The 23,163-nt window shown below is 66.1% G+C and carries 24 protein-coding genes; 12 read left to right on the top strand and 12 right to left on the bottom strand.

What is annotated here, in order from left to right; all coding sequences use genetic code 11:
* Positions 1-109: 109 nt before the first annotated feature.
* The gene (locus AYJ57_RS02320) at positions 110-1,195 is read right to left on the bottom strand and encodes an anhydro-N-acetylmuramic acid kinase (protein ID WP_066100641.1); all 1,086 of its coding nucleotides are present in this window, start codon (positions 1,193-1,195) and stop codon (positions 110-112) included.
* 97 nt (positions 1,196-1,292) lie between these two features.
* Between AYJ57_RS02320 and tyrS the strand changes: the two genes are divergently transcribed.
* The 4 genes from tyrS to AYJ57_RS02340 all read left to right on the top strand — a co-directional run bounded on the left by tyrS (position 1,293) and on the right by AYJ57_RS02340 (position 4,940).
* Complete coding sequence (gene tyrS, locus AYJ57_RS02325) at positions 1,293-2,543, top strand: tyrosine--tRNA ligase (RefSeq protein ID WP_066100643.1); 1,251 nt, start codon at positions 1,293-1,295, stop codon at positions 2,541-2,543.
* Positions 2,544-2,826: 283 nt separating this feature from the next.
* A complete protein-coding gene (locus AYJ57_RS02330; RefSeq protein WP_066100646.1) occupies positions 2,827-3,099 on the top strand; it encodes a putative quinol monooxygenase in 273 nt (90 codons plus the stop codon).
* 56 nt (positions 3,100-3,155) lie between these two features.
* A complete protein-coding gene (locus AYJ57_RS02335) occupies positions 3,156-4,010 on the top strand; it encodes a DMT family transporter (protein ID WP_066106547.1) in 855 nt (284 codons plus the stop codon).
* Positions 4,011-4,076: 66 nt separating this feature from the next.
* A complete protein-coding gene (locus AYJ57_RS02340) occupies positions 4,077-4,940 on the top strand; it encodes an ATPase (RefSeq protein WP_066100649.1) in 864 nt (287 codons plus the stop codon).
* Positions 4,941-5,040: 100 nt separating this feature from the next.
* Here AYJ57_RS02340 and AYJ57_RS26305 read toward each other — a convergent pair whose 3' ends face one another.
* Together AYJ57_RS26305 and AYJ57_RS02350 are read right to left on the bottom strand one after the other, a co-directional pair.
* Positions 5,041-6,792, bottom strand: a complete 1,752-nt coding sequence (locus AYJ57_RS26305) for a methyl-accepting chemotaxis protein (protein WP_066100651.1) — start codon at positions 6,790-6,792, stop codon at positions 5,041-5,043.
* A 28-nt stretch (positions 6,793-6,820) separates the two neighbouring features.
* On the bottom strand, positions 6,821-7,468 hold the full coding sequence (locus tag AYJ57_RS02350) for a hypothetical protein (RefSeq protein WP_157373919.1): 648 nt from the start codon (positions 7,466-7,468) through the stop codon (positions 6,821-6,823).
* A 176-nt stretch (positions 7,469-7,644) separates the two neighbouring features.
* Here AYJ57_RS02350 and AYJ57_RS02355 point away from each other — a divergent pair, with 176 nt between their 5' ends.
* The 3 genes from AYJ57_RS02355 (at position 7,645) to AYJ57_RS02365 (ending at position 11,489) form a co-directional block, all read left to right on the top strand.
* Complete coding sequence (locus tag AYJ57_RS02355) at positions 7,645-7,974, top strand: SMR family transporter (RefSeq protein ID WP_066100654.1); 330 nt, start codon at positions 7,645-7,647, stop codon at positions 7,972-7,974.
* A gap of 62 nt (positions 7,975-8,036) precedes the next feature.
* Positions 8,037-9,854, top strand: a complete 1,818-nt coding sequence (typA, locus tag AYJ57_RS02360) for a translational GTPase TypA (RefSeq protein ID WP_066100656.1) — start codon at positions 8,037-8,039, stop codon at positions 9,852-9,854.
* A gap of 273 nt (positions 9,855-10,127) precedes the next feature.
* Positions 10,128-11,489 carry an amidohydrolase family protein gene (locus tag AYJ57_RS02365; protein WP_066100659.1) on the top strand — a complete coding sequence of 454 codons (1,362 nt, stop codon included), beginning with the start codon at positions 10,128-10,130 and terminating at the stop codon, positions 11,487-11,489.
* Positions 11,490-11,503: 14 nt separating this feature from the next.
* On the opposite strand, the gene AYJ57_RS02370 is transcribed toward AYJ57_RS02365, so the two are convergent.
* The 7 genes from AYJ57_RS02370 to AYJ57_RS02400 form a co-directional block, all read right to left on the bottom strand.
* The gene (locus tag AYJ57_RS02370) at positions 11,504-11,968 is read right to left on the bottom strand and encodes an MOSC domain-containing protein (protein WP_066100662.1); all 465 of its coding nucleotides are present in this window, start codon (positions 11,966-11,968) and stop codon (positions 11,504-11,506) included.
* A 4-nt stretch (positions 11,969-11,972) separates the two neighbouring features.
* A complete protein-coding gene (locus AYJ57_RS02375; RefSeq protein ID WP_066100665.1) occupies positions 11,973-12,260 on the bottom strand; it encodes a DUF1330 domain-containing protein in 288 nt (95 codons plus the stop codon).
* Complete coding sequence (locus tag AYJ57_RS02380; RefSeq protein WP_066100668.1) at positions 12,260-12,547, bottom strand: DUF1330 domain-containing protein; 288 nt, start codon at positions 12,545-12,547, stop codon at positions 12,260-12,262. Before AYJ57_RS02380 ends, AYJ57_RS02375 begins: the two co-directional genes overlap by 1 nt.
* 26 nt (positions 12,548-12,573) lie before the next feature.
* Positions 12,574-15,252, bottom strand: coding sequence for an alanine--tRNA ligase (alaS, locus tag AYJ57_RS02385; protein ID WP_066100671.1), 2,679 nt, complete (start codon positions 15,250-15,252; stop codon positions 12,574-12,576).
* A 355-nt stretch (positions 15,253-15,607) separates the two neighbouring features.
* The gene (locus tag AYJ57_RS02390; RefSeq protein WP_066100675.1) at positions 15,608-16,495 is read right to left on the bottom strand and encodes a DMT family transporter; all 888 of its coding nucleotides are present in this window, start codon (positions 16,493-16,495) and stop codon (positions 15,608-15,610) included.
* Complete coding sequence (locus tag AYJ57_RS02395) at positions 16,492-17,583, bottom strand: DUF6902 family protein (protein WP_066100679.1); 1,092 nt, start codon at positions 17,581-17,583, stop codon at positions 16,492-16,494. The genes AYJ57_RS02390 and AYJ57_RS02395 overlap by 4 nt, the downstream gene beginning before the upstream one ends.
* A gap of 75 nt (positions 17,584-17,658) precedes the next feature.
* Positions 17,659-18,066 carry a DUF6749 family protein gene (locus AYJ57_RS02400; protein ID WP_066100682.1) on the bottom strand — a complete coding sequence of 136 codons (408 nt, stop codon included), beginning with the start codon at positions 18,064-18,066 and terminating at the stop codon, positions 17,659-17,661.
* Positions 18,067-18,383: 317 nt separating this feature from the next.
* Here AYJ57_RS02400 and xth point away from each other — a divergent pair, with 317 nt between their 5' ends.
* From xth to AYJ57_RS02425, 5 genes are all read left to right on the top strand, one after another.
* Positions 18,384-19,193, top strand: a complete 810-nt coding sequence (gene xth / locus AYJ57_RS02405; protein ID WP_066100685.1) for an exodeoxyribonuclease III — start codon at positions 18,384-18,386, stop codon at positions 19,191-19,193.
* Between the two features lie 124 nt (positions 19,194-19,317).
* Positions 19,318-19,560 carry a BolA/IbaG family iron-sulfur metabolism protein gene (locus tag AYJ57_RS02410; protein WP_066100688.1) on the top strand — a complete coding sequence of 81 codons (243 nt, stop codon included), beginning with the start codon at positions 19,318-19,320 and terminating at the stop codon, positions 19,558-19,560.
* Positions 19,561-19,620: 60 nt separating this feature from the next.
* A complete protein-coding gene (gene grxD, locus AYJ57_RS02415) occupies positions 19,621-19,986 on the top strand; it encodes a Grx4 family monothiol glutaredoxin (protein ID WP_066100691.1) in 366 nt (121 codons plus the stop codon).
* Positions 19,987-20,000: 14 nt separating this feature from the next.
* Positions 20,001-20,501 (top strand): GNAT family N-acetyltransferase, encoded by a 501-nt coding sequence (locus tag AYJ57_RS26310; RefSeq protein ID WP_083191126.1) that lies wholly within the window; start codon positions 20,001-20,003, stop codon positions 20,499-20,501.
* Between the two features lie 129 nt (positions 20,502-20,630).
* Positions 20,631-21,383 (top strand): SDR family oxidoreductase, encoded by a 753-nt coding sequence (locus tag AYJ57_RS02425; RefSeq protein ID WP_066100695.1) that lies wholly within the window; start codon positions 20,631-20,633, stop codon positions 21,381-21,383.
* Positions 21,384-21,466: 83 nt separating this feature from the next.
* Here AYJ57_RS02425 and ccmE read toward each other — a convergent pair whose 3' ends face one another.
* Together ccmE and murI are read right to left on the bottom strand one after the other, a co-directional pair.
* Positions 21,467-21,922, bottom strand: a complete 456-nt coding sequence (gene ccmE / locus AYJ57_RS02430) for a cytochrome c maturation protein CcmE (RefSeq protein ID WP_066100697.1) — start codon at positions 21,920-21,922, stop codon at positions 21,467-21,469.
* A gap of 205 nt (positions 21,923-22,127) precedes the next feature.
* Positions 22,128-22,940: a glutamate racemase gene (gene murI / locus AYJ57_RS02435; protein ID WP_066100699.1), complete on the bottom strand. Its 813-nt coding sequence runs from the start codon at positions 22,938-22,940 to the stop codon at positions 22,128-22,130.
* Positions 22,941-23,163: the final 223 nt, after the last annotated feature.

Here is a 23,163-nt window from a genome sequence, read left to right on the forward strand (position 1 = left end):
TATAGAAAAAGGCCGGGGTTCGCCCCGGCCTTTTGCGTTGCGGCTGATTGGCGGCTGCTTGGCGGGGGTGCCGCCTGCGAAAATCCGGCGCTTCCGGCCAAGCTTCCGGTCAGCCCGCGACCAGCGAGCCCACGCGCGCCATCTGCCCGCCGCCCACCGGCGCGGCGACACCCGTGGTCGAAGGCCCGGAGGTCGGCCAGCCCTGCGCCACGCGCACCGCGAGAAAGCCGAAGGCCTGCGCTTCGAGCATGTCACCGTCGAGCCCGGCCTCTTCCACCGGCACCACCGGGCAGTCGAGCCCGGCCGACAGCATCGCCATCATCACCGGGTTGTGGCGACCGCCGCCGGTAACCAGCAGCCGCTCGGGCGGGATCGGGCAATGCTCCATGCCTTGCATCACCGCGGCGGCGGCCATCGCCGTCATCGTCGCGGCGGCATCGGCGTCGGACAGCTCGCGCACCAGATCGAGCATAAGCGAGAAATCATCCCGATCTAGGGATTTGGGCGGCATGCGGCGAAAGAACCCCTCTTCGAGGAACAACTCCAGCGCGCCATCGACCACCTCGCCCTTCGCCGCCAGCTGCCCGTCGCGGTCGCAGTCGAGGCCGAGCCGCTCGCCCACCAGATCGTTGATCGGCGCATTCGCGGGCCCGGTGTCAAAGGCCAAAAGCGCGCCGGGCGCTTCAGGCGAGGCTTTGCGCGGATCGACCCACGTGAGGTTGCCGACGCCGCCGAGATTGAGGAAGGCGACGGGCCGGGTTGCCCCGATCTTCTTGGCACAGGCGAAATGATAGAAGGGCGCAAGCGGTGCGCCCTCGCCCCCCAGTGCCACATCGGCAGAGCGGAAATCCCACACCACGTCGCGATCCAGCGCCTCGGCCAATGCGCCGCCGTCGCCCAGCTGATGGGTGCCACGGCCCTGCGGCTCATGCGCCAGCGTCTGGCCATGAAAGCCGACCAGCTCGGCCTCGGGGAACTGCGACAAAAGCTCGATATGCGCGCGCTGCGTCACGTCGAGCGCCGCGGCCAGAACTTCGGCGTTCTCCTCGACCGGCCAGCACCCAAGCGCCGCGCGCAGCACGGCCCGCTCGGCCTCGGAATAGGGCCGATAGCCCGTGCGCCCAAACTCATGGATTTCAGCGCCATCGGTGCGGATCAGCGCCGCATCGACCCCATCGAGAGAGGTCCCCGACATACACCCAAGTGCCCAAACGGAGCGTGCACCCAACTTGCCCTTCACCTTCGCCTTCCCCGCGCTTATAGGAACGGTCGAACTATAGAAGGGATCCGCGATGACCTACCATCCCAAATCGGACTTCATGCGCGTCATGATCGAGCGCGGCTATCTGGCCGACTGCACCGATTATCAGGGCCTCGACGAGGCGCTGAGCAAAGGCGTGGTCACTGCGTATATCGGCTATGACGCGACGGCGAAATCGCTGCATGTGGGCCATTTGCTCAACATCATGATGCTGCGCTGGCTGCAGAAAACCGGGCACAAGCCGATCACCCTGATGGGCGGCGGCACCACGAAGGTGGGCGATCCGTCGTTCCGCTCGGACGAGCGCCCGCTGCTCGGGCCGGAGCAGATTGACGCCAATATCGAGGGTATGAAGCAGGTCTTCGCGAAATATCTGCAATACGGCGGCGGCGAGACCGACGCGCTGATGCTCAACAACGCCGAATGGCTCGACGGGCTCAACTACCTGGAGTTCCTGCGCGACATCGGGCGGCACTTCTCGGTGAACCGCATGCTGAGCTTCGAGAGCGTGAAATCGCGCCTCGACCGCGAGCAGTCGCTGTCGTTCCTCGAGTTTAACTACATGATCCTGCAGGCCTATGACTTCCTAGAGCTGAACCGCCGCTATGGCTGCGTTCTGCAAATGGGCGGCTCGGACCAATGGGGCAATATCGTCAACGGCATCGACCTGACCCGGCGGGTGCTCGACAATGAGATCTACGGCCTCACCTCGCCGCTGCTGACCACCTCGGACGGCCGCAAGATGGGCAAGAGCCAAGGCGGGGCCATGTGGCTCAACGCCGACATGCTCTCGCCCTACGAGTTCTGGCAGTTCTGGCGCAACACCACCGATGCCGACACCGGCCGGTTCCTCAAGCTCTATACCGAACTGCCGGTCGAGGAATGCGAGCGGCTGGGATCGCTGCAGGGCTCGGAGATCAACGAGGCCAAGATCATCCTCGCCAATGAGGTGACCACGCTGTGCCACGGGGCCGAGGCCGCCGCCGCCGCCGAGGCGACCGCGCGCGAGGTCTTCGAAAAGGGCGGCGTCGGGGATGACCTGCCGACGCTGGAGCTTTCGGCCGAAGAGATCGGCGACGGCATTTCCATCGTGCAGGTGATCGTGCGCGCGGGCCTTGCCAAATCGGGCAAGGAGGCCAAGCGCCTGATCGCCGAGAATGGCGCGCGCATGGACGACGCGCCGCTGACCGACGCCGGGCTTATGCTGGACGCGGGCAAGCTGGCCGCGCCGGTGAAGCTCTCGGCGGGCAAGAAGCGCCACGCGCTGGTGAAGCTGGGCTGAGCCCCTCGCTCTCGCGCAATGATCGAGGGGCGGCGCCGCGGGCGCTGCCCCTTTTCAGTTTGAGAGGCCATGCCGGTCGCTGGCCCGAAACCGTGGCCGCGCTGCATCGCCTTGCAGATCGGGTCTTGCCCCCGACGCGGCGCCGGGCCAGTCTCGCGCCGCGAGAGGACCCCATGACAAAGAGCATCACACAATCCGGTAAACAGTCCGGTAAACAGTCCGGTAAAAGTTCCGGTTTTATCAGTGGCGCGATGCGCTGCCAGGCGCAGGGCGGACCCACCCGATGAGCGCGGTGCAACTGACCGGCACGATGACCGCCCCCGAAGACCGCGCCGAGGCCGTGCGCGCCGCCATGCCCGAGCACATTCGCCTCAGCCGCGAAGAGCCGGGCTGCGTCTTTTTCGAGCTTCGAGAGACCGATCCCGGTGTGTTCGAGGTCTCCGAGCTTTTCCTGAACCGCGCCGCCTTTGACGCGCATCAGGCGCGCACCCGCGCCAGCGACTGGTTCCGCGTCACCGGCGATCTGCCCCGCGATTACGACGTGGCCGACCTGTGAGCGCGCCGCTTGCCGCCAGCGCCGTGCCGAGCGCGGTGCCGAGGGCCGCGCTTTGGATGATCGGCTCGATCATCTCGTTCAGCGCCATGGCGGTGGCCGGACGCTATGTCAGTTCCGGCCTCGATACCTTCGAGATCATGCTCTACCGCTCGCTGATCGGCGTTGCCATCATCAGCGCCGTGGTCCTGGGCACCGGTCGGCGCAAGACCATCACCACGCGCCATATGGGCACGCAGATCACCCGCAACCTTTGCCATTTCACCGGGCAGAACCTTTGGCTCTATGCCATCACCGTGATCCCACTGGCGCAGGTCTTTGCGCTGGAATTCACCGGACCGATCTGGGCACTGCTGCTGGCGCCGCTGGTGCTCGGCGAGCGTCTCACATGGCCGCGCGCCCGTGCCGCGCTCATCGGTTTTCTCGGCATTCTGATCGTCACGCGGCCTTCGCCCGAAACGCTTTCGCCGGGGATCTTCGCGGCCGCCGGGGCGGCCATCGGTTTTGCCGGATCGGCGATCTACACCCGCAGGCTGACCCGCAGCGAAAGCACGCTGTGCATCCTCTTCTGGCTGACGGTGACGCAGGCGGTGATGGGCCTCATCTGCGCGGGATATGACGGGCAGATCGCCCTGCCCTCCGCCGCCGCATGGCCCGGCGTGGTGGTCATCGGCCTTGCCGGGCTCTGCGCGCATTACTGCCTGACCACCGCGCTTGGCCTCGCGCCCGCCTCGGTGGTTATGCCGATTGATTTCACCCGGCTGCCGGTGATCGCCATCGTCGGCATGCTGCTCTACGCCGAGCCGCTCGACCCATGGGTGCTGCTGGGGGCGGCGATCATTTTCGCCGCCAATTACGCCAATATCCTGCGCGAGACCCGCGCCGCCCGCCGCGCGCCGGCTCCGCATGGCTGATCGAGGGATTTGACGCCGCCCGCGCGCGCAAGTACCTGTCGGGACGGACGAATGGAGAGCCGAAGAATGCTGTATAACACCGCCGCCGAGTGGCGCGACGCGCCCCGCAAGCATGTGGTGCTCTTTGCCATGTCGGGGCTTGGGAAAACCCATGTCTCGTCGATGCTGCGGCAGTCGGGAGATTGGTTCCACTATTCGATCGATTACCGCATCGGCACGCGCTACATGGGCGAATATATCGCCGACAATGCCAAGGCCGAGGCGATGAAGAACCCGTTCCTGCGCGAGCTTCTTCTGTCGGATTCGATCTACATCGGCTCGAACATCACGTTCGAGAACCTCACACCCGTCTCCACCTACCTTGGCAAGCCCGGTGATCCCGCGCGCGGCGGCCTTGCCATGGACACCTACCGCCTGCGGCAGGAGCAGTTCCGCCGCGCGGAAGAGCAAGCCTTGCTCGACACTGGCTATTTTATCGAACGCGCGCAGCAGCTTTACGGCTACCCGCATTTCATCTGCGACACCGGCGGCTCGATCTGCGAATGGGTGGATGCCGAGAACCCGGCGGACCCGATCCTGACCGAATTGTCGCGGCAGGCGTTGATGATCTGGATTCGCGGCAGCGAGGCGCATACCGAGGAACTGGTGCGCCGCTTTGATCGTGCGCCAAAGCCGATGGCCTATCAGCCGGAATTTCTCGCAAGTGCATGGACGGCCTACCTCGACGAGAAAGGGCTCGCCGAAAGCGCCGTGGACCCTGACGATTTCATTCGCTGGACCTACGCGCGTGCCCTGGCGCACCGGCAACCGCGCTATGAGGCGATGGCCCGGAACTGGGGCGTCACGGTCGAGGCCGCCGATATGGCAACGGTGCGGGACGAAGCGGATTTCACAGAGGTCGTGGCACAGGCGATCGCGGCGCGGGGCTGAACCACCGCCGCAGCGCTTCTTCCCGGCGCGGGGTGCATGAGGCAGCGCATCAGGCGCAGAGCCCTGGGGCGCCGATGTCTCGGTGTGCCAAACCCTGAGGTCACGCAGCGGCATTGTCTTCCCGCCCCACCTGCCCGGTCGTAACGCCAAGCCGGAACCCCTGAATCAGATGCGAGAGTTTGCCCGCATCGCCGCGCAGCATATGGGCGGCCGCCGTGCTTTGCTCGACCATGGCGGCGTTCTGCTGGGTGACGCGATCAAGGTTGCTGACGCCGGTGTTGATCTCGGTCAGCCCTTGGGCCTGTTCCGAAGCGACGCCAGCGATATTGCTGACGAGCGCCGAGATTTGGCCGACCTGCGCCACCACTTCGCTCAGTGCCTCGCCAGAGCGCTCCACCAGTTCCACCCCGTCGCGCACCTGATCGGCGGAGCCGCTAATCAGCGTTTTGATCTGCTGCGCCGCGTCAGAACTGCGTTGCGCCAGCGCGCGCACCTCGGAGGCGACAACGGCGAAGCCTTTGCCGGAAGATCCCGCGCGCGCGGCCTCGACCCCGGCGTTGAGGGCCAGAAGATTGGTCTGGAAGGCGATGTCGTCGATCACCCCGATGATCTCGTTGATCTGCTGCGAACTGCGCTCGATCCCGCCCATGGCTTCGACCGCCGAGCGCATCACCTCGCCGTTCTGATCGGCCAGTTTCGAAGCGGCCTGCACGCTGTTTTCCGCGTCTCGGGCCGATTGCGCCGCGTCGCGCACGCTGGAGAGCATCTGGTCGAGCGCGGCGGCGGTTTCCTCTAGGGTCGCGGCCTGCGTCTCGGTGCGGCGGGACAGGTCGTCAGAGGCTTTGGCGATCTCTTCGGCACTGCCATGAATGTTGAGTGCGCCTGCGTTCACCTCGGTCATCGCGGCGCGCAGGCTGTCGACCGCGCGATTGTAATTGCCGCGCAATTCTTCGTATTCGTCGGGGAATTCTTCGCGAATGCTGTGTTCGAGCGAGCCTTCAGCCAGTTCGTTCAGCGCCTCGCTGAGATGGCGCACCACGCGGTTCTGTGCCTCATGCGCGCGCCCCCGCGCCTCCTGAGCATCGCGGCCCCGGCCCAGCGTTTCGGTCAGATCCGCAAGATGCCGCGCCAGATCGCCAAACTCATCGCGCCGCCCGTGCATCGACAGCTCGACGTCATAGTCGCCTGCCGCCACCCGTGACATGGCCTGTTGCAGCATTGCCAGAGGGCGCAGCACCACGCGACGCAACCAAAGGAGCGACACCAGCAGCATCACTGCAAGGCTGCCTGCCCCGGTGAGCAGCATGAGCTGTCGGTCCCAGACCGTGGCGGCGCGAAGACCCGCATCACTCCAGACCTCGGCAACGGCGGCCACGGGCGCTCCTTCGGGAGACAGACGTTCAGGCACGGCGACCATATGGCCCTGGGTATTCCCCTGCCTTGTGCCGCTTTCGAGCGCCTCGCGCGCCAGCGCCTCAAGCTCGGGCAGGAGTGGCCCCAAATCGCCGACTTGAGCGAGAATTTCCCCGGTGCCGGAGATGACCAACCCGCCCAAAAGATCTGGGCCGCTGGCCTCGAGATGCTCGGCTAGAAGCGCCTCGACCCGCTCTGCGTCACCAAAACGGATCGCGGGCAGCAATGTGCCCGCCACCGAGTCGATTGACTGGCGCGCCGTGGCCGCGATCCCTAGCGCGGTCACGCGATCTCCCAGGCGCCACGCTTGCCATGCCAAAAGGCTGGCGACCACAAGCGTTGCAAGCACCACCAGCCCTGCAACTTTGAAGAAGACCGAGCCTGGAAACAGGCGCAGCGTTCCGATCTTCCCGGCGATGCCGGCGGCCCGCACCTTCACTGCAGCATCTCCGCGTTGAGCCCCGCTGTCAGTGCGCGCCCAAAGGCGCGCCGCTGTCAGGATCGGAAATCGTCATGGAGACCTGAACGAGGTAGTGCTGGCTCGATTCGTCAAATTCCACATCGCCCACATGCAGCGCACCGGCCCCCCGCGGAACGGTTTCAAGGAATTTTGCCTCGTCGCCCTGCCAAAAATCCGAAGTGATATGGGACATCGCCACATTGAGGCCCTGCCCATCCATGACGAAGACTTCGGTGATCAAACCGTGAGATGAATAGGCGTAGGCCATCAGCATCTGCGACACCGGGTTTTCCAGCACCGGGGAGATTGTCGGTGTCTCCGCCGCGCCGATCTCGGCCCGCCAGCGCGCGTCGAGCGCATCAATCTGCGCCGCATCATAGCCCGATGTCGCCGCATTCTGCTCTGCGAGTGCTGCGAGGATCTGAGGCTCGGTCAGCAATGGCGTGACCTGCGCCGCGATTGCCTGCTGCAACGCTGCCGCGTCCACCTGCTGCGCGCGCGCCGCGCCACTGCAGAGGAGGGTGCAAAGGCAGGCGAGCGACAGCGCACCGGCAGCCAATGCACCGTAGCGCGCCCGAGGCAGCCCCCCGAGGGGACGCGATGTATTGGCGTGATCACTTTGACTCTTTGGGAAACCGTCGGCTGTGCCGATCATGTCAGACCTCCGCAGGCAAGGGGCATATCCCCTGCTCTAAGCCCGATTTCCTCACGTCAGGTTAAGACGCACCGCATATTTGCCCCGATATTCCATCGGGTTTCCCGCGCTTGCACCAGCTTGCAGCGGCGTCCGCGCCGGGCCAGAAGGGGGGCAAGAGCCCTTCGGAGACCGTCATGACCTATGTGATCCTTGCCTTCGCCGTGCTGGCCGAGACCATCGGCACCGCCGCCCTGCAGGCGAGCCAGCAATTCACCCGCCCGCTGCCCTCCGTGATCGTTGTGGTCGCCTATGCCGCGGCCTTCTACCTGCTGGCGATGGTGCTGCGCGCCATGCCCGTGGGCCTGGCCTATGCCATGTGGTCGGGGCTCGGGATCGTCTTCATCTCGATCATCGGGCTGGTCGCCTTCGGGCAGAAGCTGGACCTGGCGGCAATCGTCGGAATGGGGCTGATTGTTGCCGGGATCCTCGTGATTCACCTGTTTTCCGGCGCCTCGCCGCATTAGGGCTGGCTTTTTGTCGCCTGCGCGGATAACCCGCGCGCAAACCTCCCTTCAAAGGCATTCCTATGGACCTGCGCAATATCGCGATCATCGCACACGTTGACCATGGCAAGACCACGCTTGTGGACGAGCTGCTCAAACAGTCCGGCGCGTTCCGCGAGAACCAAGCCGTGGCCGAGCGCGCTATGGACAGCAACGATCTCGAACGCGAGCGCGGCATCACCATCTTCGCCAAACCGACCTCGGTGGAGTGGAAAGACACCCGCATCAACATCGTCGACACCCCCGGTCACGCCGATTTCGGCGGCGAGGTGGAGCGTATCCTGAGCATGGTCGACGGCGTTGTGCTGCTGGTGGACGCGGCCGAAGGCCCGATGCCGCAGACCAAATTCGTGACCTCCAAGGCGCTCGCCCTCGGCCTGCGCCCGATCGTCGTGCTGAACAAGGTCGACAAGCCCGACGCCGAGCCCGACCGCGCGCTCGACGAGTGCTTTGACCTCTTCGCCTCGCTGGGCGCGGACGAAGACCAGCTGGACTTCCCGCATATGTACGCCTCGGGCCGCAACGGCTGGGCCGACGCCGAGCTCGACGGGCCGCGCAAGGATCTCTCGGCGCTGTTCAACCTGGTTGTGAACCACGTCCCCGCCCCCAAGCAGATCAAGCATCAGGACGAAGATTTCCGCATGCTGGCGACCACGCTGGGCAGCGATCCCTTCGTTGGCCGTCTGCTGACCGGCCGCATCGAGAGCGGCCGCGTCAAGGTGGGCCAGACCGTGCAGGCGATCAGCCGCATCGGCCAGAAGATCGAACAGTTCCGCGTCACCCGCGTGCAGGCGTTCCGTGGCCTCGCGCAGGCGGACATCGACGAGGGTCTGGCCGGCGACATCGTCTCGCTCGCAGGGATGACCAAGGCGACCGTGGCCGACACGATCTGTGCCCTCGCCGTGGACGAGCCGATCGACGCGCAGCCGATCGATCCGCCCACCATCACCGTGACCTTCGGCATCAACGACAGCCCGCTGGCGGGCCGTGACGGCAAGAAAGTGCAGTCGCGCGTGATCCGCGAGCGCCTGATGAAAGAAGCCGAGGGCAACGTGGCGATCAAGATCGCCGACACCCCCGGCGGCGAGGCCTTCGAAGTGTCCGGCCGCGGCGAACTGCAGATGGGCGTTCTGATCGAGAACATGCGCCGCGAGGGCTTTGAGCTCAGCATCTCGCGTCCGCAGGTGATCATGAAGGAAGAAGACGGCCAGCGCATGGAGCCGGTCGAGGAAGTCACCATCGACGTGGATGACGAATACACCGGCGCGGTGATCGAAAAGCTCACCGGTCCGCGCAAGGGCGAGCTGGTCGAGATGAAACCCGCCGGTGCCGGCAAGACCCGTATCGTCGGCCATGTGCCCTCGCGCGGTCTGATCGGCTATCACGGCGAGTTCCTCACCGACACCCGCGGCACCGGCGTGCTGAACCGCGTGTTCCACGGCTGGACCGCACATAAGGGCCCGATCGAAGGCCGCCGCGCCGGCGTGCTGATCTCGATGGAAAACGGCGAGGCCGTGGCCTATGCGCTGTGGAACCTCGAGGACCGTGGCAAGATGTTCCTCGGCGCGCAGGCACCGGTCTATCAGGGCATGATCATCGGCGAGCACAGCCGCGAGAATGACCTGGAAGTGAACCCGCTGAAGGGCAAGAAACTGACCAACGTCCGCGCCTCGGGCACCGACGAAGCGGTCCGCCTGACCACCCCGGTCACCCTGTCGCTGGAAGAGGCCATCGCCTACATCAACGACGACGAACTGGTGGAAGTGACGCCGAACGCGATCCGTCTGCGCAAGCGCTACCTCGACCCGCACGAGCGCAAGCGCCAAGCGCGCAGCCAGTAAGCCGAAGCGCCGCAGGGGCCAGCCCCCGCACCCTGGATCAGGCGGGGGCCAGCCCCCGCACACAGGTACAAGCGGGGGCCAGCCCCCGCACCCCCGGCGTATTTTCAAAGAGAAGAAGATGCAGAGCGGTCCCTTCGGGGGCCGCTTTTTCTTTGCCGGTTGCACCTGAGCGGGCGTGCCGGGTCTGACAAAGGCGTGAGGAGGCGCAACTCTTTACGCAAGGTCCGCTTTAAGACGGAGACGGCCCAATTCTCCCTCCCGAAAGGATTTTTCATGACCCGCCCCACATTGCTCGCGCTCGGCGCCTCGCTGCCTGTGCTTCTCCCTGTCGACGCGCTTGCGCAGGACGCCGACCGCCACCTTCTGACGGGGGCCGAAGTGGTCACCATGCAGGGTGGATGGACCGAGCCGCAGGCGCTGGACATCCTCATCGAAGACGGCCGCATCGCCGAGATCGGCCCTGATCTCACCGCGGAGGGCGCCGAAGAGATCGACCTGTCGGGCCATGTCATCACCCCCGGCCTCGTCGATGGGCATTGGCATATGTGGAACACCATCGCCCGCGGCATGGCGCGCTCGGAGCGCGGCGGCTTCTCGCAGACCATGGGGCCGCTGGCCAAGGTCTGGACGCCAGAAGCCTCAGCGCTTTCGGTGAAACTGGGCATGGCGCTGGCGGTGAACTCGGGCATCACGTGGGTGAACAACTGGGCACATAACACCGTCTCGCCCGCGCATGCCGACGCCGAAGTGGCCGCCATGCGCGACAGCGGCGTGCGCGGACGGTTCAGCTACGGCTACCCGCAGGCGGCGGGCGAAGGCGAGATGATGGACCTTGCGGACCTGCGCGCCACCGCCGAGGATTGGGAGAGCGGAAGGATCGGCCTCGGCGTTTCGCTGCGCGGGCCGGACCGGTCGGAGCCCGAGGTCTGGCAGACCGAGATCACCACGGCGCGCGAATTGGGCCTGCCGGTGACCTTCCATATGGGCGGCAGTGAGGATGCCGCCGCGCAGCACAATGCGCAATCGCTGGATGAGGAAGGCATGCTGGGTGAGGACATCCATGTAGTGCATATGACCTCGGCCCCGCGCGCGGATTTGGAGACGCTGGCCGAGAGCGGCAGCCCGCTGATCATTTCGCCATGGACCGAGATGCAGGTGGGCTATGGTGTGCCGAACCCGGCGCTGATGCAGGCGGCTGGCCTCGATATGGCGGTCTCGGTCGACAACACGGTGCTGGCCGGGCAGATCAACATGTTCGAGGTGATGCGGCTGACCGCCGATCTTGGCGATGGCTTCTCGCAGGCGCAGCAGAGCCTGACCGATGCCACCGTCTTTGACTGGGCCAGCCGTCAGGGTGCGGCCTCGGTGCAGGCGCCCGAAGGCGTGGGCGTGCTGCAGATCGGCGGCCCGGCGGATCTGATCGCGGTGGATACCGAAAGCCTCAACACCCAACCCTCTGGCAGCATGGATTTCCTGCTGACCCATGCGGCGGATCCGGAGGATGTGTCTTTCGTGATGATCGGCGGCGAGGTGCACAAACAAGGCGGTGCGCTCACCCGCGTCGACATGCGCGCGCTGACCCGCGAGGCGGCGCAGATGCTGGATGAGATCAAGGCGGCGGCAGCCGACGGCTGAGGCTCAGGCTGGCGTCAGGCTGGCGTCAGGCGGTCACCGATGCGGATCGCGCCGGGGTGGATCACCTCGGCGCACCAGCCGCCATGGCCGCGCATGGCGTTGTAACCGCCCTGCCCCAGCGCCTTTTCCATCCGTGAACAAGGCGCGCACACGGTGGTGAAGCGCAGGCGCGCCTCGCCGAGCGTCACCTCCCGCCCACGTAGGGCCGAGAGGTTGATGCCAGAGATGACGAGGTTGCGGCGCAGCACCTCGGGGGCCAAAGCCTCATGCCCGCAGAGCGCGGCGATGACCGGCAGATGCTCGGCCTGAATGAGCGTGACCGCGCGTTTGCCGGGGCGGCTATGGTCACCCTCCAGCCCGGCCTCGGCGATCAGCGCCTCGGCCGCATAGCGCAGCGGCGCAAGGCGCTCGGCGCGCAGGCCGATCCAATCGAGCCGGCCCGGCGCGTGATGGGTTTCCAGAAGAGCCTTGAGGCTCACCGGATCATTCGGAGGTTTCGACGATCAGCAGCTCGCGCTCGGAAGCGCCGCGCGCGTGGCTCAGGGCCTCTTGGTACTCGGGCGAGTGATAGCAGGTCTCTGCCGCCTCGACCGAGGGGAATTTCGCCACGACATTGCGCGGGCGTTCCTTGCCCTCAAGCTGCACGAAGCGACCGCCGCGGGCGATGAACTGCCCGCCATGCGCGGCAATCGCCGGACCCGCCAGCTTGGCATATTTGCCATAGGCCTCTTCGTCCGTGACGGTGACATGGGCGATCCAGAGTGCGGGCATCAGTTCATTCCTTCGACGATGACGAGATCCCGTTTCGACGCGCTGAGCGCGATGGGCAGGATCCGCTGGTATTCGGGCGAGTTGTACCAGCGCTCGGCGGCGATGCGGCTGGGAAACTCGATGATCACGTGACGGCCCGGCCCATCGCCTTCGACAAAGCTTTGCGGGCCGCCCTTCACAATAAAGCGCCCGCCGAATTTCTCGGCGAGCGCAATGGTTTGGCCGGCATAGACGGCGTAATCCTCGTAATCGGTCACATCGATGCGCGCGATAACGTAGGCAGTCATGTAGGTCCTCCTCCCTCGGGGTTCGCTCAGCCCGCCAGCACGGCCTCGGCTGCGGCGATCGCCGCGTCGGCCTGCGCCGCGTCCTTGGCACCGCCTTGGGCGAGATCGGGACGGCCACCGCCGCCCTTGCCGCCAAGCGCCGCAACCGCCGCCTTGACCACATCGACCGCCGAAACCGAACCCGTCAGGTCCTCGGTCACGCCTGCTGCGACGGCCACCTTGCCGCCGGTGTCGGCGATCAGCAGCACCACGCCCGAGCCGAGCCGCGATTTATGCTCGTCGATGAGCGGCGGCAGGTCCTTGCCCGAGACGCCCGAGAGCACTTGGCCGACGAACTTCTTACCGTTCACCTCGCGGGCCTCGGCACCGCCGCCCTGCCCGGCCCCACCGGCCATGGCGAGATCACGGCGCAGCTGGGCCACTTCGTTTTCCAGCTTGCGGCGCTCGTCGAGCAGCGTGGCGACGCGGGTCACGGCGTCTTCGCCCGAGACCTTGAGCAGCGCTTCGATGCCCGAGAGCGCCTTGTCGCGGCCACGAAGCTCGGCCATGGCGGCCTCGCCGGTCAGCGCCTCGATGCGGCGCACGCCTGCGGAAGATGCCGTCTCGGAGGTCAGGGCGAACATGCCGATGTCGCCGGTCTGGGCGACATGGGTGCCGCCGCAAAGCTCCAGCGAGTAGGTCTGCCCGTCCGAGCCCTTGCCCGAGCCAGCCAGCGTGCCCATGGAGACCACGCGCACCTCGTCACCGTATTTCTCGCCAAAGAGCGCCTGTGCGCCGATGGCGCGGGCGTCGTCGGGGGTCATGATGCGGGTGCTCACCGCCGAGTTCTGGCGGATAAAGGTGTTCACCTCGGTCTCGACCTTCGCCACTTCCTCCGGCGTCAGTGCCTTGGTGTGCGAGAAGTCGAAGCGCAGGCGCTCGGGGGCGTTGAGCGAGCCACGCTGTGCGACGTGATCACCAAGCGCGCGGCGCAGCGCCTCGTGCAGCAGGTGGGTCGCCGAGTGGTTGGCGCGGATCTTGCCGCGGCGCTTGTGATCCACCTCAAGACCCAGCGCGTCCCCTTTCGAGAAGGTGCCGGATTTGACCGTGACCATATGGCCGGTGATCTTGCCGCCCGCCAGTTTCTGCGTCTCGGTGACCTCGGCCTGATCGTCCTCATTCTCGAGGCGGCGCAGCCAGCCGGTGTCGCCCACCTGACCGCCGCTTTCGCCGTAGAACGGGGTCTGGTTCAGCACCACCCAGCCGCTCTCGCCCGCCGCCAGCGTATCGACGGCCTTGCCGTCTTTGACCAGCGCGAGGATCTGGCCCTCGGCGGTTTCGGTGTCATAGCCGAGGAAATCGGTGGCGCCCTTATCTTCGGCGATGTCGAACCAGATCGCCAGATCGGCGGCCTCGCCCGAGCCGGACCATGCGGCGCGCGCCTTGGCCTTTTGCTCGGCCATGGACTTGTCAAAGCCCTCGGTGTCGACCTCGCGGCCACGCTCGCGCAGGGCGTCCTGCGTCAGATCGAGCGGGAAGCCATAAGTGTCATAGAGCTTGAACGCCGCCTCGCCGGGCAGCTTGGCACCGTCGCCAAGACCGACAAGCTCGTCGTCGAGCAGCTTGAGACCGCGGTCGAGCGTCTGCTTGAAGCGGGTTTCCTCGAGCTTCAGCGTCTCTTCAATCAGCGCCTGCGCGCGCACCAGTTCGGGATAGGCGGCGCCCATCTGGCGCACCAGCGCCGGCACCAGCCGGTGCATGACCGGATCCTTCGAGCCCAGCATATGCGCGTGGCGCATGGCGCGGCGCATGATCCGGCGCAGCACGTAGCCGCGGCCATCGTTGGAGGGCATCACGCCATCGGCGATCAGGAAGGAGGTCGAGCGCAGGTGGTCGGCGATCACCCGGTGGTGGGTCTTGCCCGGACCGTCGGGATCGCTCGACGTGGCATCGGCCGACGCCTCGATCAGCGAGCGGATGAGGTCGGTGGCGTAGTTGTCATTGGTGCCCTGAAGCAGCGCCGCAACCCGCTCGATGCCCATGCCGGTGTCGATCGACTGCATGTCGAGCGCGCGCATGGATCCGTCTTCGAACTGCTCGTTCTGCATGAAGACGAGGTTCCAGATCTCGACGAAACGGTCGCCGTCTTCCTCGGGCGATCCCGGAGGGCCACCCCAGTATTTCTCGCCGTGATCAAAGAAGATCTCGGTGCAGGGGCCGCAGGGACCGGTCGGGCCCATCATCCAGAAGTTGTCGTTCGTCGGGATGCGGATGATCCGGTCGTCGGGCAGGCCCGCCACTTTCTTCCAGATGTCGGCGGCCTCGTCATCGGTGTGATAGACGGTGACCAGAAGCCGTTCCTTGGGAATGTCGAGCTCTTTGGTGATCAGCTCCCAAGCGAAGGGGATCGCCTCGGACTTGAAGTAATCCCCAAAGGAGAAGTTCCCCATCATCTCGAAGAACGTGTGGTGGCGCGCGGTGTAGCCCACGTTGTCGAGGTCATTGTGCTTGCCACCGGCACGCACGCATTTCTGCGCGGTGGTGGCCCGCTTGTAGTCGCGATGTTCGACGCCGGTGAACAGGTTCTTGAACTGAACCATCCCGGAGTTGGTGAACATGAGCGTGGGGTCGTTGCGGGGAACAAGCGGGCTCGAGGGGACGATCTCGTGGCCCTGCTTGGCGAAGTAGTTTAGAAACGTCGAGCGAATGTCGTTCAGCGTGGGCATGGGTGTTCTCTTGCGCCTCGTCTGCGGGTTCCGGACGGGTGTATATCTCCAACCCCGCCCTGTCCATAAGCCGCCCGCGAAAAGCGTGGACTGGATGCTGGGGGGAGCGACAGCACCGCAAATGCAACGCGAGCCGGGCGCGCGCCTGCCCGTGGGGTGGCGCCGCAAGTGTCGAGGTCAGCACTTTATCCCAGCCAAATCCGTGCAAGACATGAGCGCCGTGCTTCATGCCCAAAGCGCCAGCCCGCCCCGCACGCCAAAGGCGTGCAACATTCAAGATGCGCACCTCTGGTGCGGCGGGCAGGCGCTCGCCCGGCGGCTTCGCCTTGGTTCCGGGCGCGCTGGTGCCCTTGGCTTACGCCCGCCGCACCGCCCGTGCGGGCATCGCCTCATCCGCCACCAGCCACAGGCCCGAGCCGACCACCAGCGCAGTGCCGAGCAGAGCGCCCAGCGTCGGCACCTCGCCGAAGCCAAAGAAGCCGATAACCACCATCCACACGAACTGCAGGTTCATCAGCGGTGTTGCGACGAAGGCGGGCAGCAGCCGCAGCGCCTCGACCGAGACGAAGCGCGCGCCAAAAAGGAACACCGCATAGCCCGCCACCCACAGCACATCGGCCAGCGGCATGGGGTGCCAGACGAAGGGCAGCACCGCGCCCATGCTCAGCGCCAAGGCGAGGTTCGGCCAGAACACCTGCGCCAGCGGCTTGCGCTCTTCCTTGGCGATGCGGCGCGCGGCCACCATCGAGGCCGTGCCGGTCAGCGAGGCCAGCAGCGCCCAGCCGTGGCCTGCATCCAATGCCACACTGCCCTCGGGCAGCAGAAAGAGGATGCCCCCGGCCCCGGCGCCAAGCGCCAGCCACGCCGCCGGACGCACCGGCTCGCCAAGCGCCGGACCCGACAGCGCGGCGGCAAAGAGCGGCATCAGCCCGATAAAGAGGAACACGTCGGCAAAGGGCAGCAGGCGGAAGGCCTGAAAGAAGCCGATCGCCGCGACCACGGTCAGCGCCGCGCGCAGCGCCATCACCCTGCGGCAGCGGATCGCCAGCGCCGCGCGCAGCCCGCCCTGCCGCCGCGCGCTCAGTCCCGTGATGATAAGCACCAGCCCAGAGGAGAGCGCGAAAAGCTGCGGTGCCTCATAGCCGCCCGCGATCAGCTTGGTGATCCCATCCGCAGCGGCGATGAGCGCGGTATATAGCGCGACGAGCGCCGCTCCGAGCAGAGCCGGACGCAGCCCGCTCATCGCTGGCCTGCCCGGGCGAAGCCCTCAAAGAACGCATCGAAATGCTCCGAGCCCTCGGCCATCGTGTCGAGCAGACCCAGCACCTGCGGCGACAGCGCCCCATTCATCCGGCGGCGCATCACCTGCCAGTCGGCGCAGCGCTGCGCGCCCAGCCCGTAAAGCGCCTGCGACAGCTCGCGCAGCGGTGCGCCCTGCTGCGTGCCGCGGAGGAATTGCCTGCGGCCTGCGCCGGCGGGGATCTCAAACGCCGCGCCCCCTGCCACAGCGGCCTGCCAGTTGCAGACCAGAAAATCATGGTAATCGTCCTGCAGCGAAAGCTGCGGGCCTTCCTCGAGTGCAAAGCCGCGCAATTGCCGGGCCAGCCAGAGCGTCCAGAGCGCAGGCGGCACCTGCCCGGCATAGCGCAGCGCGATGCAAATCTCGGACAGCAGGTCGGAGTTCTGCTCCAGATAGGCCAGATTGCCCGCAAATTGCAGGCTGGTCAGCGCCTCGACCGGAAGCTGTGGATCGCGGCGGCCATACTCACTGAGATAGAAGACCACATGCGTCAGCTCATAGGCGGCTTTCTTGTTGGGAAGCGCGAAGCCGCGCGAGCGGGCGCAGAAGTCGCGCAGCCGGTCTTCCAGCCCCGCATCAGCGCCAGCGCAGGTAATGTCGCGCCGCGCCAGCAGACGCCGGGCCTCCATCCGCTGCAGGTCCGACAGTTCGGCATCCGGAAGATCATGGTCAGCAATGCTCTGGGCCATGCGTGCGCCGCTCTCTCCCGGCATCCCGAGGTCTTCGAGATCGAGCACGATGGACAGAAGGAAGCGGTAATATTGCGGAAAGAAGGCCAAGCGCGCCTCGGCACCCGTGTAGAACGTCTCAAGCACCTCAAGCGCCTGCGGCGCCACCTCGGCCCCTGTGCATTCGAGGATGTTGAGCAACTCGGCATTCTCTTTGAGCCAGAACACATCTTCCTCGCGGCGCCGGTGCCGGGCGAAACACTGCAGCAGGGACGCGGCGCCCTCAGTCGCAGAGAGGGCGGCTTGGCGCGCGGGAAAGGCGATGACATTGCCGGAGGTGGAGAGAGGCGCGTGCACGGTCATAACGGCGACCCTTCTTGAAACGGGAAACGTCATGCGGGCGCCTTTTCAGGGCGCCCGCGCGAGCAGATCAGGGCCTTAGGCGCCCGAGGTGAAGAGCCCCGTCGCCTCGCCTGCTGCGGTTTCCGAACGCAGCGGTGCAGCGCCAGAGGTAAAAAGCGCGGTGGCTTCGCCGCGCAGCGCCTCGGCGCGCACCGGACCCGCACCCGAGGTGAACAGTTCCACCGCGTCGCCGGTGGCGGTCTCGGACATCTGCGGCGCTGCGCCGGAGGTGAAGAGCGCAACGCCCTCGCCCGCCGCAAGCTCGGCCCGCACCGGGCTGGCACCGGAGGTGAACATCTCGAGCCCTTCGCCGCTCAGGGCGTCGGCCTGCGCCATCGGCGCCGCGCCGGAGGTGAAGAGCGCGCAGCCCTCACCCGAGAAGAGGTCGGCCTCATTGGAAACATGGGTTTCGGGGGCAACAAAAGTCTTTTGCAGAGCGGTCATGGAAAACTCCCTGGTTGGATACGCACTGAAATCGTGCTTCAGGGTTTCCCGGGAAACTTGCTTCGGGCAATATAGTTTCTTGTCAGGGTTGAATTATACCGGAGTTGCTCACAGAAACAATCGACGCTAGTGACACTGCTTTTCGTAACAATACGACTTGCCCACAGAAATAATTTTTCTGGGGATGCTTTCCCTTGCGTAATGAAAACCCGGAAATTCGATTCGCTGCGAGGGCGAATCTGATGGAATCAGCCCCCTCGCCCTTGTCCCCGAGTCGGCTTTGAGCGATAGGTTGCGCAACTTCCGGAGGGCCCCAGATGAAGATCGCCACCTTCAACATCAACGGCATCAAGGCACGCATCGGCGCGCTGACCGACTGGCTCGACGAGGCTCAGCCCGATGTCGCGCTGCTGCAGGAGATCAAATCGGTCGACGAGGCCTTCCCGCGCGAGTTGATCGAAGAGCGCGGCTACAACGTCGAGACCCACGGTCAGAAGGGCTTCAACGGCGTCGCGATCCTCTCGAAGCACCCGCTCGAGGATGTGCGCCGCGGCCTGCCGGGCGATGACAGCGACGAACAGGCGCGCTGGATCGAGGCCACTGTGGTTGGCGAGAAAGAGGCCGTGCGGCTTTGCGGGCTCTACCTGCCCAACGGCAACCCGGTGGAGTTCGACGCCGAGGGCCAGCCGATCCGGGACGGCAAATACGGCTATAAGCTGGACTGGATGGACCGGCTCCACGCCCGCGCAGAGCAGCTTCTGGCCGATGAGACCCCCGCCCTGATGGCGGGCGATTACAACATCATCCCGCAGGCCGAGGATGCCGCCAAACCGCAGGCCTGGGAGAAGGACGCGCTTTATCTGCAGCAGAGCCGCGACGCCTTCCGCCGCATTCTCAACCTCGGCTTCACCGAGGCGTTCCGCGCCCGCGTGCAGGGGCCGGGGCATTACTCCTTCTGGGACTATCAGGCGGGCGCATGGCAACGGAACAACGGCATCCGCATCGACCATGTGCTGATGACCCCCGCCTGCGCCGACCTGATGCTTGACTGCGGCATCGACCGTGACATCCGTGGCCGCGACAAGCCCTCGGACCACGTGCCGGTCTGGGTCGAGCTGGCGCTCTGAGCAAAACGCAGTCCCTTTGAAACACGGCGCTTCCGGCGCCGTGCCAAGCGACGGGCCGTGCTTGCACCCGCGCGGCGCCCGTCTTACATCTGAGTAGAACAGTCAGACAGCGGAGTCCGCCCACATGGCAATCGAAGCGACGGAGATCGAGCAGCTCATCCGCGCCGCCTTTCCCGAGGCCAAAGTCACCATCACCGACCTTGCAGGCGACGGCAATCACTACGCCGCCGAGGTCATCGACGAAAGCTTCCGCGGCCAGAACCGCGTGCAGCAGCAACGCGCCGTCTATGCCGCGCTGAAGGGCAAGATGGACGGCAACCATGGCGAGTTGCACGCGCTGGCGCTCACCACCAAAGCCCCGGACTAAACCATTCCACGCCGCGTGCCCGTGCCGCAGCACCTTGGCGCGCGCAGACAGGAGACAGAGATGACGACCGAAGCGACCACCCAGATCGAAGAGACGGTGAAAGCCAACGCCGTGGTGCTCTACATGAAGGGCACCAAGACCATGCCCCAGTGCGGCTTTTCCAGCCGCGTGGCGGGTGTGCTCAACTACATGGGCGTCGAGTATCTCGACGTGAACGTGCTGGCCGATGACGCGATCCGTCAGGGCATCAAGGATTACTCGGACTGGCCGACGATCCCCCAGCTTTACGTGAAGGGCGAGTTCGTCGGCGGCTGCGACATCATCACCGAGATGACCCTCTCGGGCGAACTCGACAGCCTCTTCGAGCAAAGCGGTGTGACCTACGACAAGGACGCCGCCGACAAGATCCGCGAAGCCAACGGCTGAGCGCGGGCGCTCGCTTGAGCACGATCGACATTCGCGCGGCGGCGGATCCCGAGGATTTCGCCGCCGTGCGCAGCCTGTGTCTCGCCTATCGCGAAGACCTGCGCGCGCATCACCCCGCCGCCCCGGCGCTGGTGAGCCTCTTCTACCCCGACCCCGCCTATACCGACCTGCTGGACGCGCTGCCCGGCAAGCATGACGCCGTGCTGCTGGCCACACTCGGCGGCGCGCCGGTGGGCTGCGCCATGAGCCAGCCGCTGCCTGATGGCAGCCTCGAGATCAAGCGCGTCTATGTCGCCCCCGCCGCGCGCGGCTACGGGCTGGCACAGCGGCTGATGGAAGACTTGGCCGCCCGCGCCCGCGCCAAGGGCGTGCCCCTGCTTCGCCTCGACACGATGAAGACGCTGAGCGCGGCGCGGCGGCTCTACGCACGGCTCGGCTTTGCCGAACGCGGCCCCTACCAGCCGGTGCCCGAGGCGGCGCTGCCGCATTTGTGCTTCTACGAACGCCCGCCCTGAACTAGCGACCTTGAGCCAGCGCCCTGAGCGAGCGGCATCCGCAGATCCGCGACGCTTTGCGCAGGAACCGGGTCGGCCCCTCGCGCCGCTGCAGGCTATCCCTATGCCCATCCTGAAACGGAGGGCGACATGCGCTTGCACGGAAAAACCATCCTCATCACCGGCGCCAGCAGCGGCATCGGCGCCGAAACCGCACGGCTCTGCGCCGCGGCAGGCGCCAATGTGGTGCTGGGCGCACGGCGCGCCGAGCGGCTCGCGGCCCTCGCCGAAGAGATCGCCAACGCCGGAGGCGCTGCCGCCTACGCGCCGGGCGACGTGCGCAGCGCCGCCTATGCCGCCGAACTGGTGGCGCTGGCGCAAAGCCGTTTCGGCGGGCTCGACGGCGCGTTCAACAACGCCGGGATCACCGGCGCGCTCGGACCACTGGCCGAGATGACGGAAGACACCTGGCGCGAGGTGATCGAGACCAATCTCACCAGCGGCTTTCACGCGGCCAAAGCGCAGATCCCCGCGCTGCAGATGCGCGGCGGCGGCGCGCTGGTCTTCACCTCCTCTTTCGTCGGCCACACGATCGGCCTGCCCGGCATGGCCGCCTATGCTGCGTCAAAGGCGGGGCTTATCGGCATGACGCAGGCGCTCGCCACTGAGCTCGGGCCGCAAAACATCCGCGTCAACGCCCTGCTGCCCGGCGGCACGATGACCGAGATGGCGGGCGAGGACCGTGCCTTCCATGAGACCGTCGCCACCATGCATGCGCTCAAACGCATGGCCACCCCCGCCGAGATCGCCCGCGCGGCGCTGTTCCTGCTCTCAGACGACGCTTCCTTCGTAACCGGCAGCGCCATGCTGGCCGACGGCGGCAATTCGATTACCAAACTCTGAACAGCCCTTGCCTCGCCACGCCAGAACGCAAAAGGCGCCCCAAGGGGAGCGCCTTTTCGAAATCACCGAGCCTCGCGCCACGCTCAGCTTTCGGGCGTCGGTGCCTCATAGACGCCCTGCTCTTTCAGCGCGTCGATCACTTCCTTGGGCATATAGGTCTCGTCGTGCTTGGCGAGGATCTCGGTCGCCTGGAACACGCCATCCACATAGCGCCCGGTGCCGACCATGCCTTGGTTCTCGTCGAAGAGATCGGGCAGCACCCCGGCAAACACCACCGGCACCGAGGCACCGCCATCGGTCACCGAGAAGCTGATCTCATGGCCCTGACCGCGCACCAGCGAGCCCTCTTCGACCAGCCCGCCGATGCGGAAGGTCTCATTCGGCGAGGGCGGCGCTTCGACAATCTGGCTCGGCGAGCGGAAGAAGTTGATCCCGTCGCGCATGGCGTAGCCGATCAGCGCGGTCGAGACGACCAGCGCCACCGCTGCCAGTGCGACGATCTGGATGCGCCGCTGCTTCTTCAGCGATTTGAGACCCATCTTCTACTCCTCAGCACGTATGCCATTCTCCCTATATGGCATCTTAAAGCCGCAAGAGAACTGTTCCAAATCAAATTGCGTCACCGCGCCGCGCCCGCCCTTCCTCTTGGCGGAAATATCCCGGGGGCCCGGGGGCGGAGCCCCCGACTTATTCTGCGTGCGGGCAGAGCCCCCGACTTACCCTGCGTGCAGGACTTAGGACGGCTCAGACGCTCTCGAAGCTGAGCGGCCGCTTCAGGAACTGCGTGGCGTGCACCGACACCTTGCGCGGATCGCCCGTGGTCAGAAAGCGGCTCTCCTTGCCCGGCCCGTACATATCGGGATGACGCTGCAGGTAGTCGGCCAGCGAGGAGGCCACCAGATTGGCTTGCGAATAGACCGCGACCTCCGGCCCCAGCGCCTCCTGAAAGACCTCCTGCATCAGCGGGTAATGCGTGCAGCCAAGGATCGCCGCCTGCGGCTCGGGCATCTTGCGCTTCAGCGCCTCTACATGGCTGCGCACCAGCGCCTCGGCGAGGATCATGTCGCCGTCTTCGATGGCATCCACCAGCCCGCCGCAGGCCTGCGCTTCCACATCCACACCGATCGCCCGGAACGCCAGTTCGCGCTGGAAGGCGCGGCTGCGCACCGTGGCGGGCGTCGCAAAGAGCGCCACATGCTGCACCGCCACCTCGCGCGGCGGTGAGTTGTCGCCCCACTGCCGCTCGGTCAGCGCCTCGATCAGCGGCACGAAAACCCCCAGCACCCGCTTGCCCTTGGGTAGACCGCCCTCTTGCATGCGGCGCAGCGCGGCGGCGGAGGCGGTGTTGCAGGCGAGGATGACCAGATCGCAGCCCGCGTTCCAGAGGTTGTGCACCGCATCGACGGTCAGATTGTAGATGTCCTCGGCGTCGCGCACGCCATAGGGCGCATGGCTGCTGTCGGCGTAATAGACAAAGGGCACCTCGGGGAGCCGCTTGGCCACCGCGTCGAGAACCGTGAGCCCGCCCAGCCCGGAATCGAACACACCAACCGCCATATCCTGCCCTCCTTGCCGCGCATCGCGGGCCTGCACTCAGCCGGTCTTTGCCGGTCTGCCTCGGATGTCCGCCGCACGACTCGCGCAGCGGAAGCCTTGGGATCCGGTCTTACGGCGCTTTGGCTGGGAGATCCATTGCGGCATGCGGCGCGCTCACGACAACGTTCGCGGTAGGCTGGATGCGGCGGGGCAAGACGGGGGCTCGGCCCACAGGCATGATACG

This window comes from Salipiger sp. CCB-MM3, assembly GCF_001687105.1.
In the GTDB taxonomy this organism is placed as follows: Bacteria; Pseudomonadota; Alphaproteobacteria; order Rhodobacterales; family Rhodobacteraceae; genus Salipiger.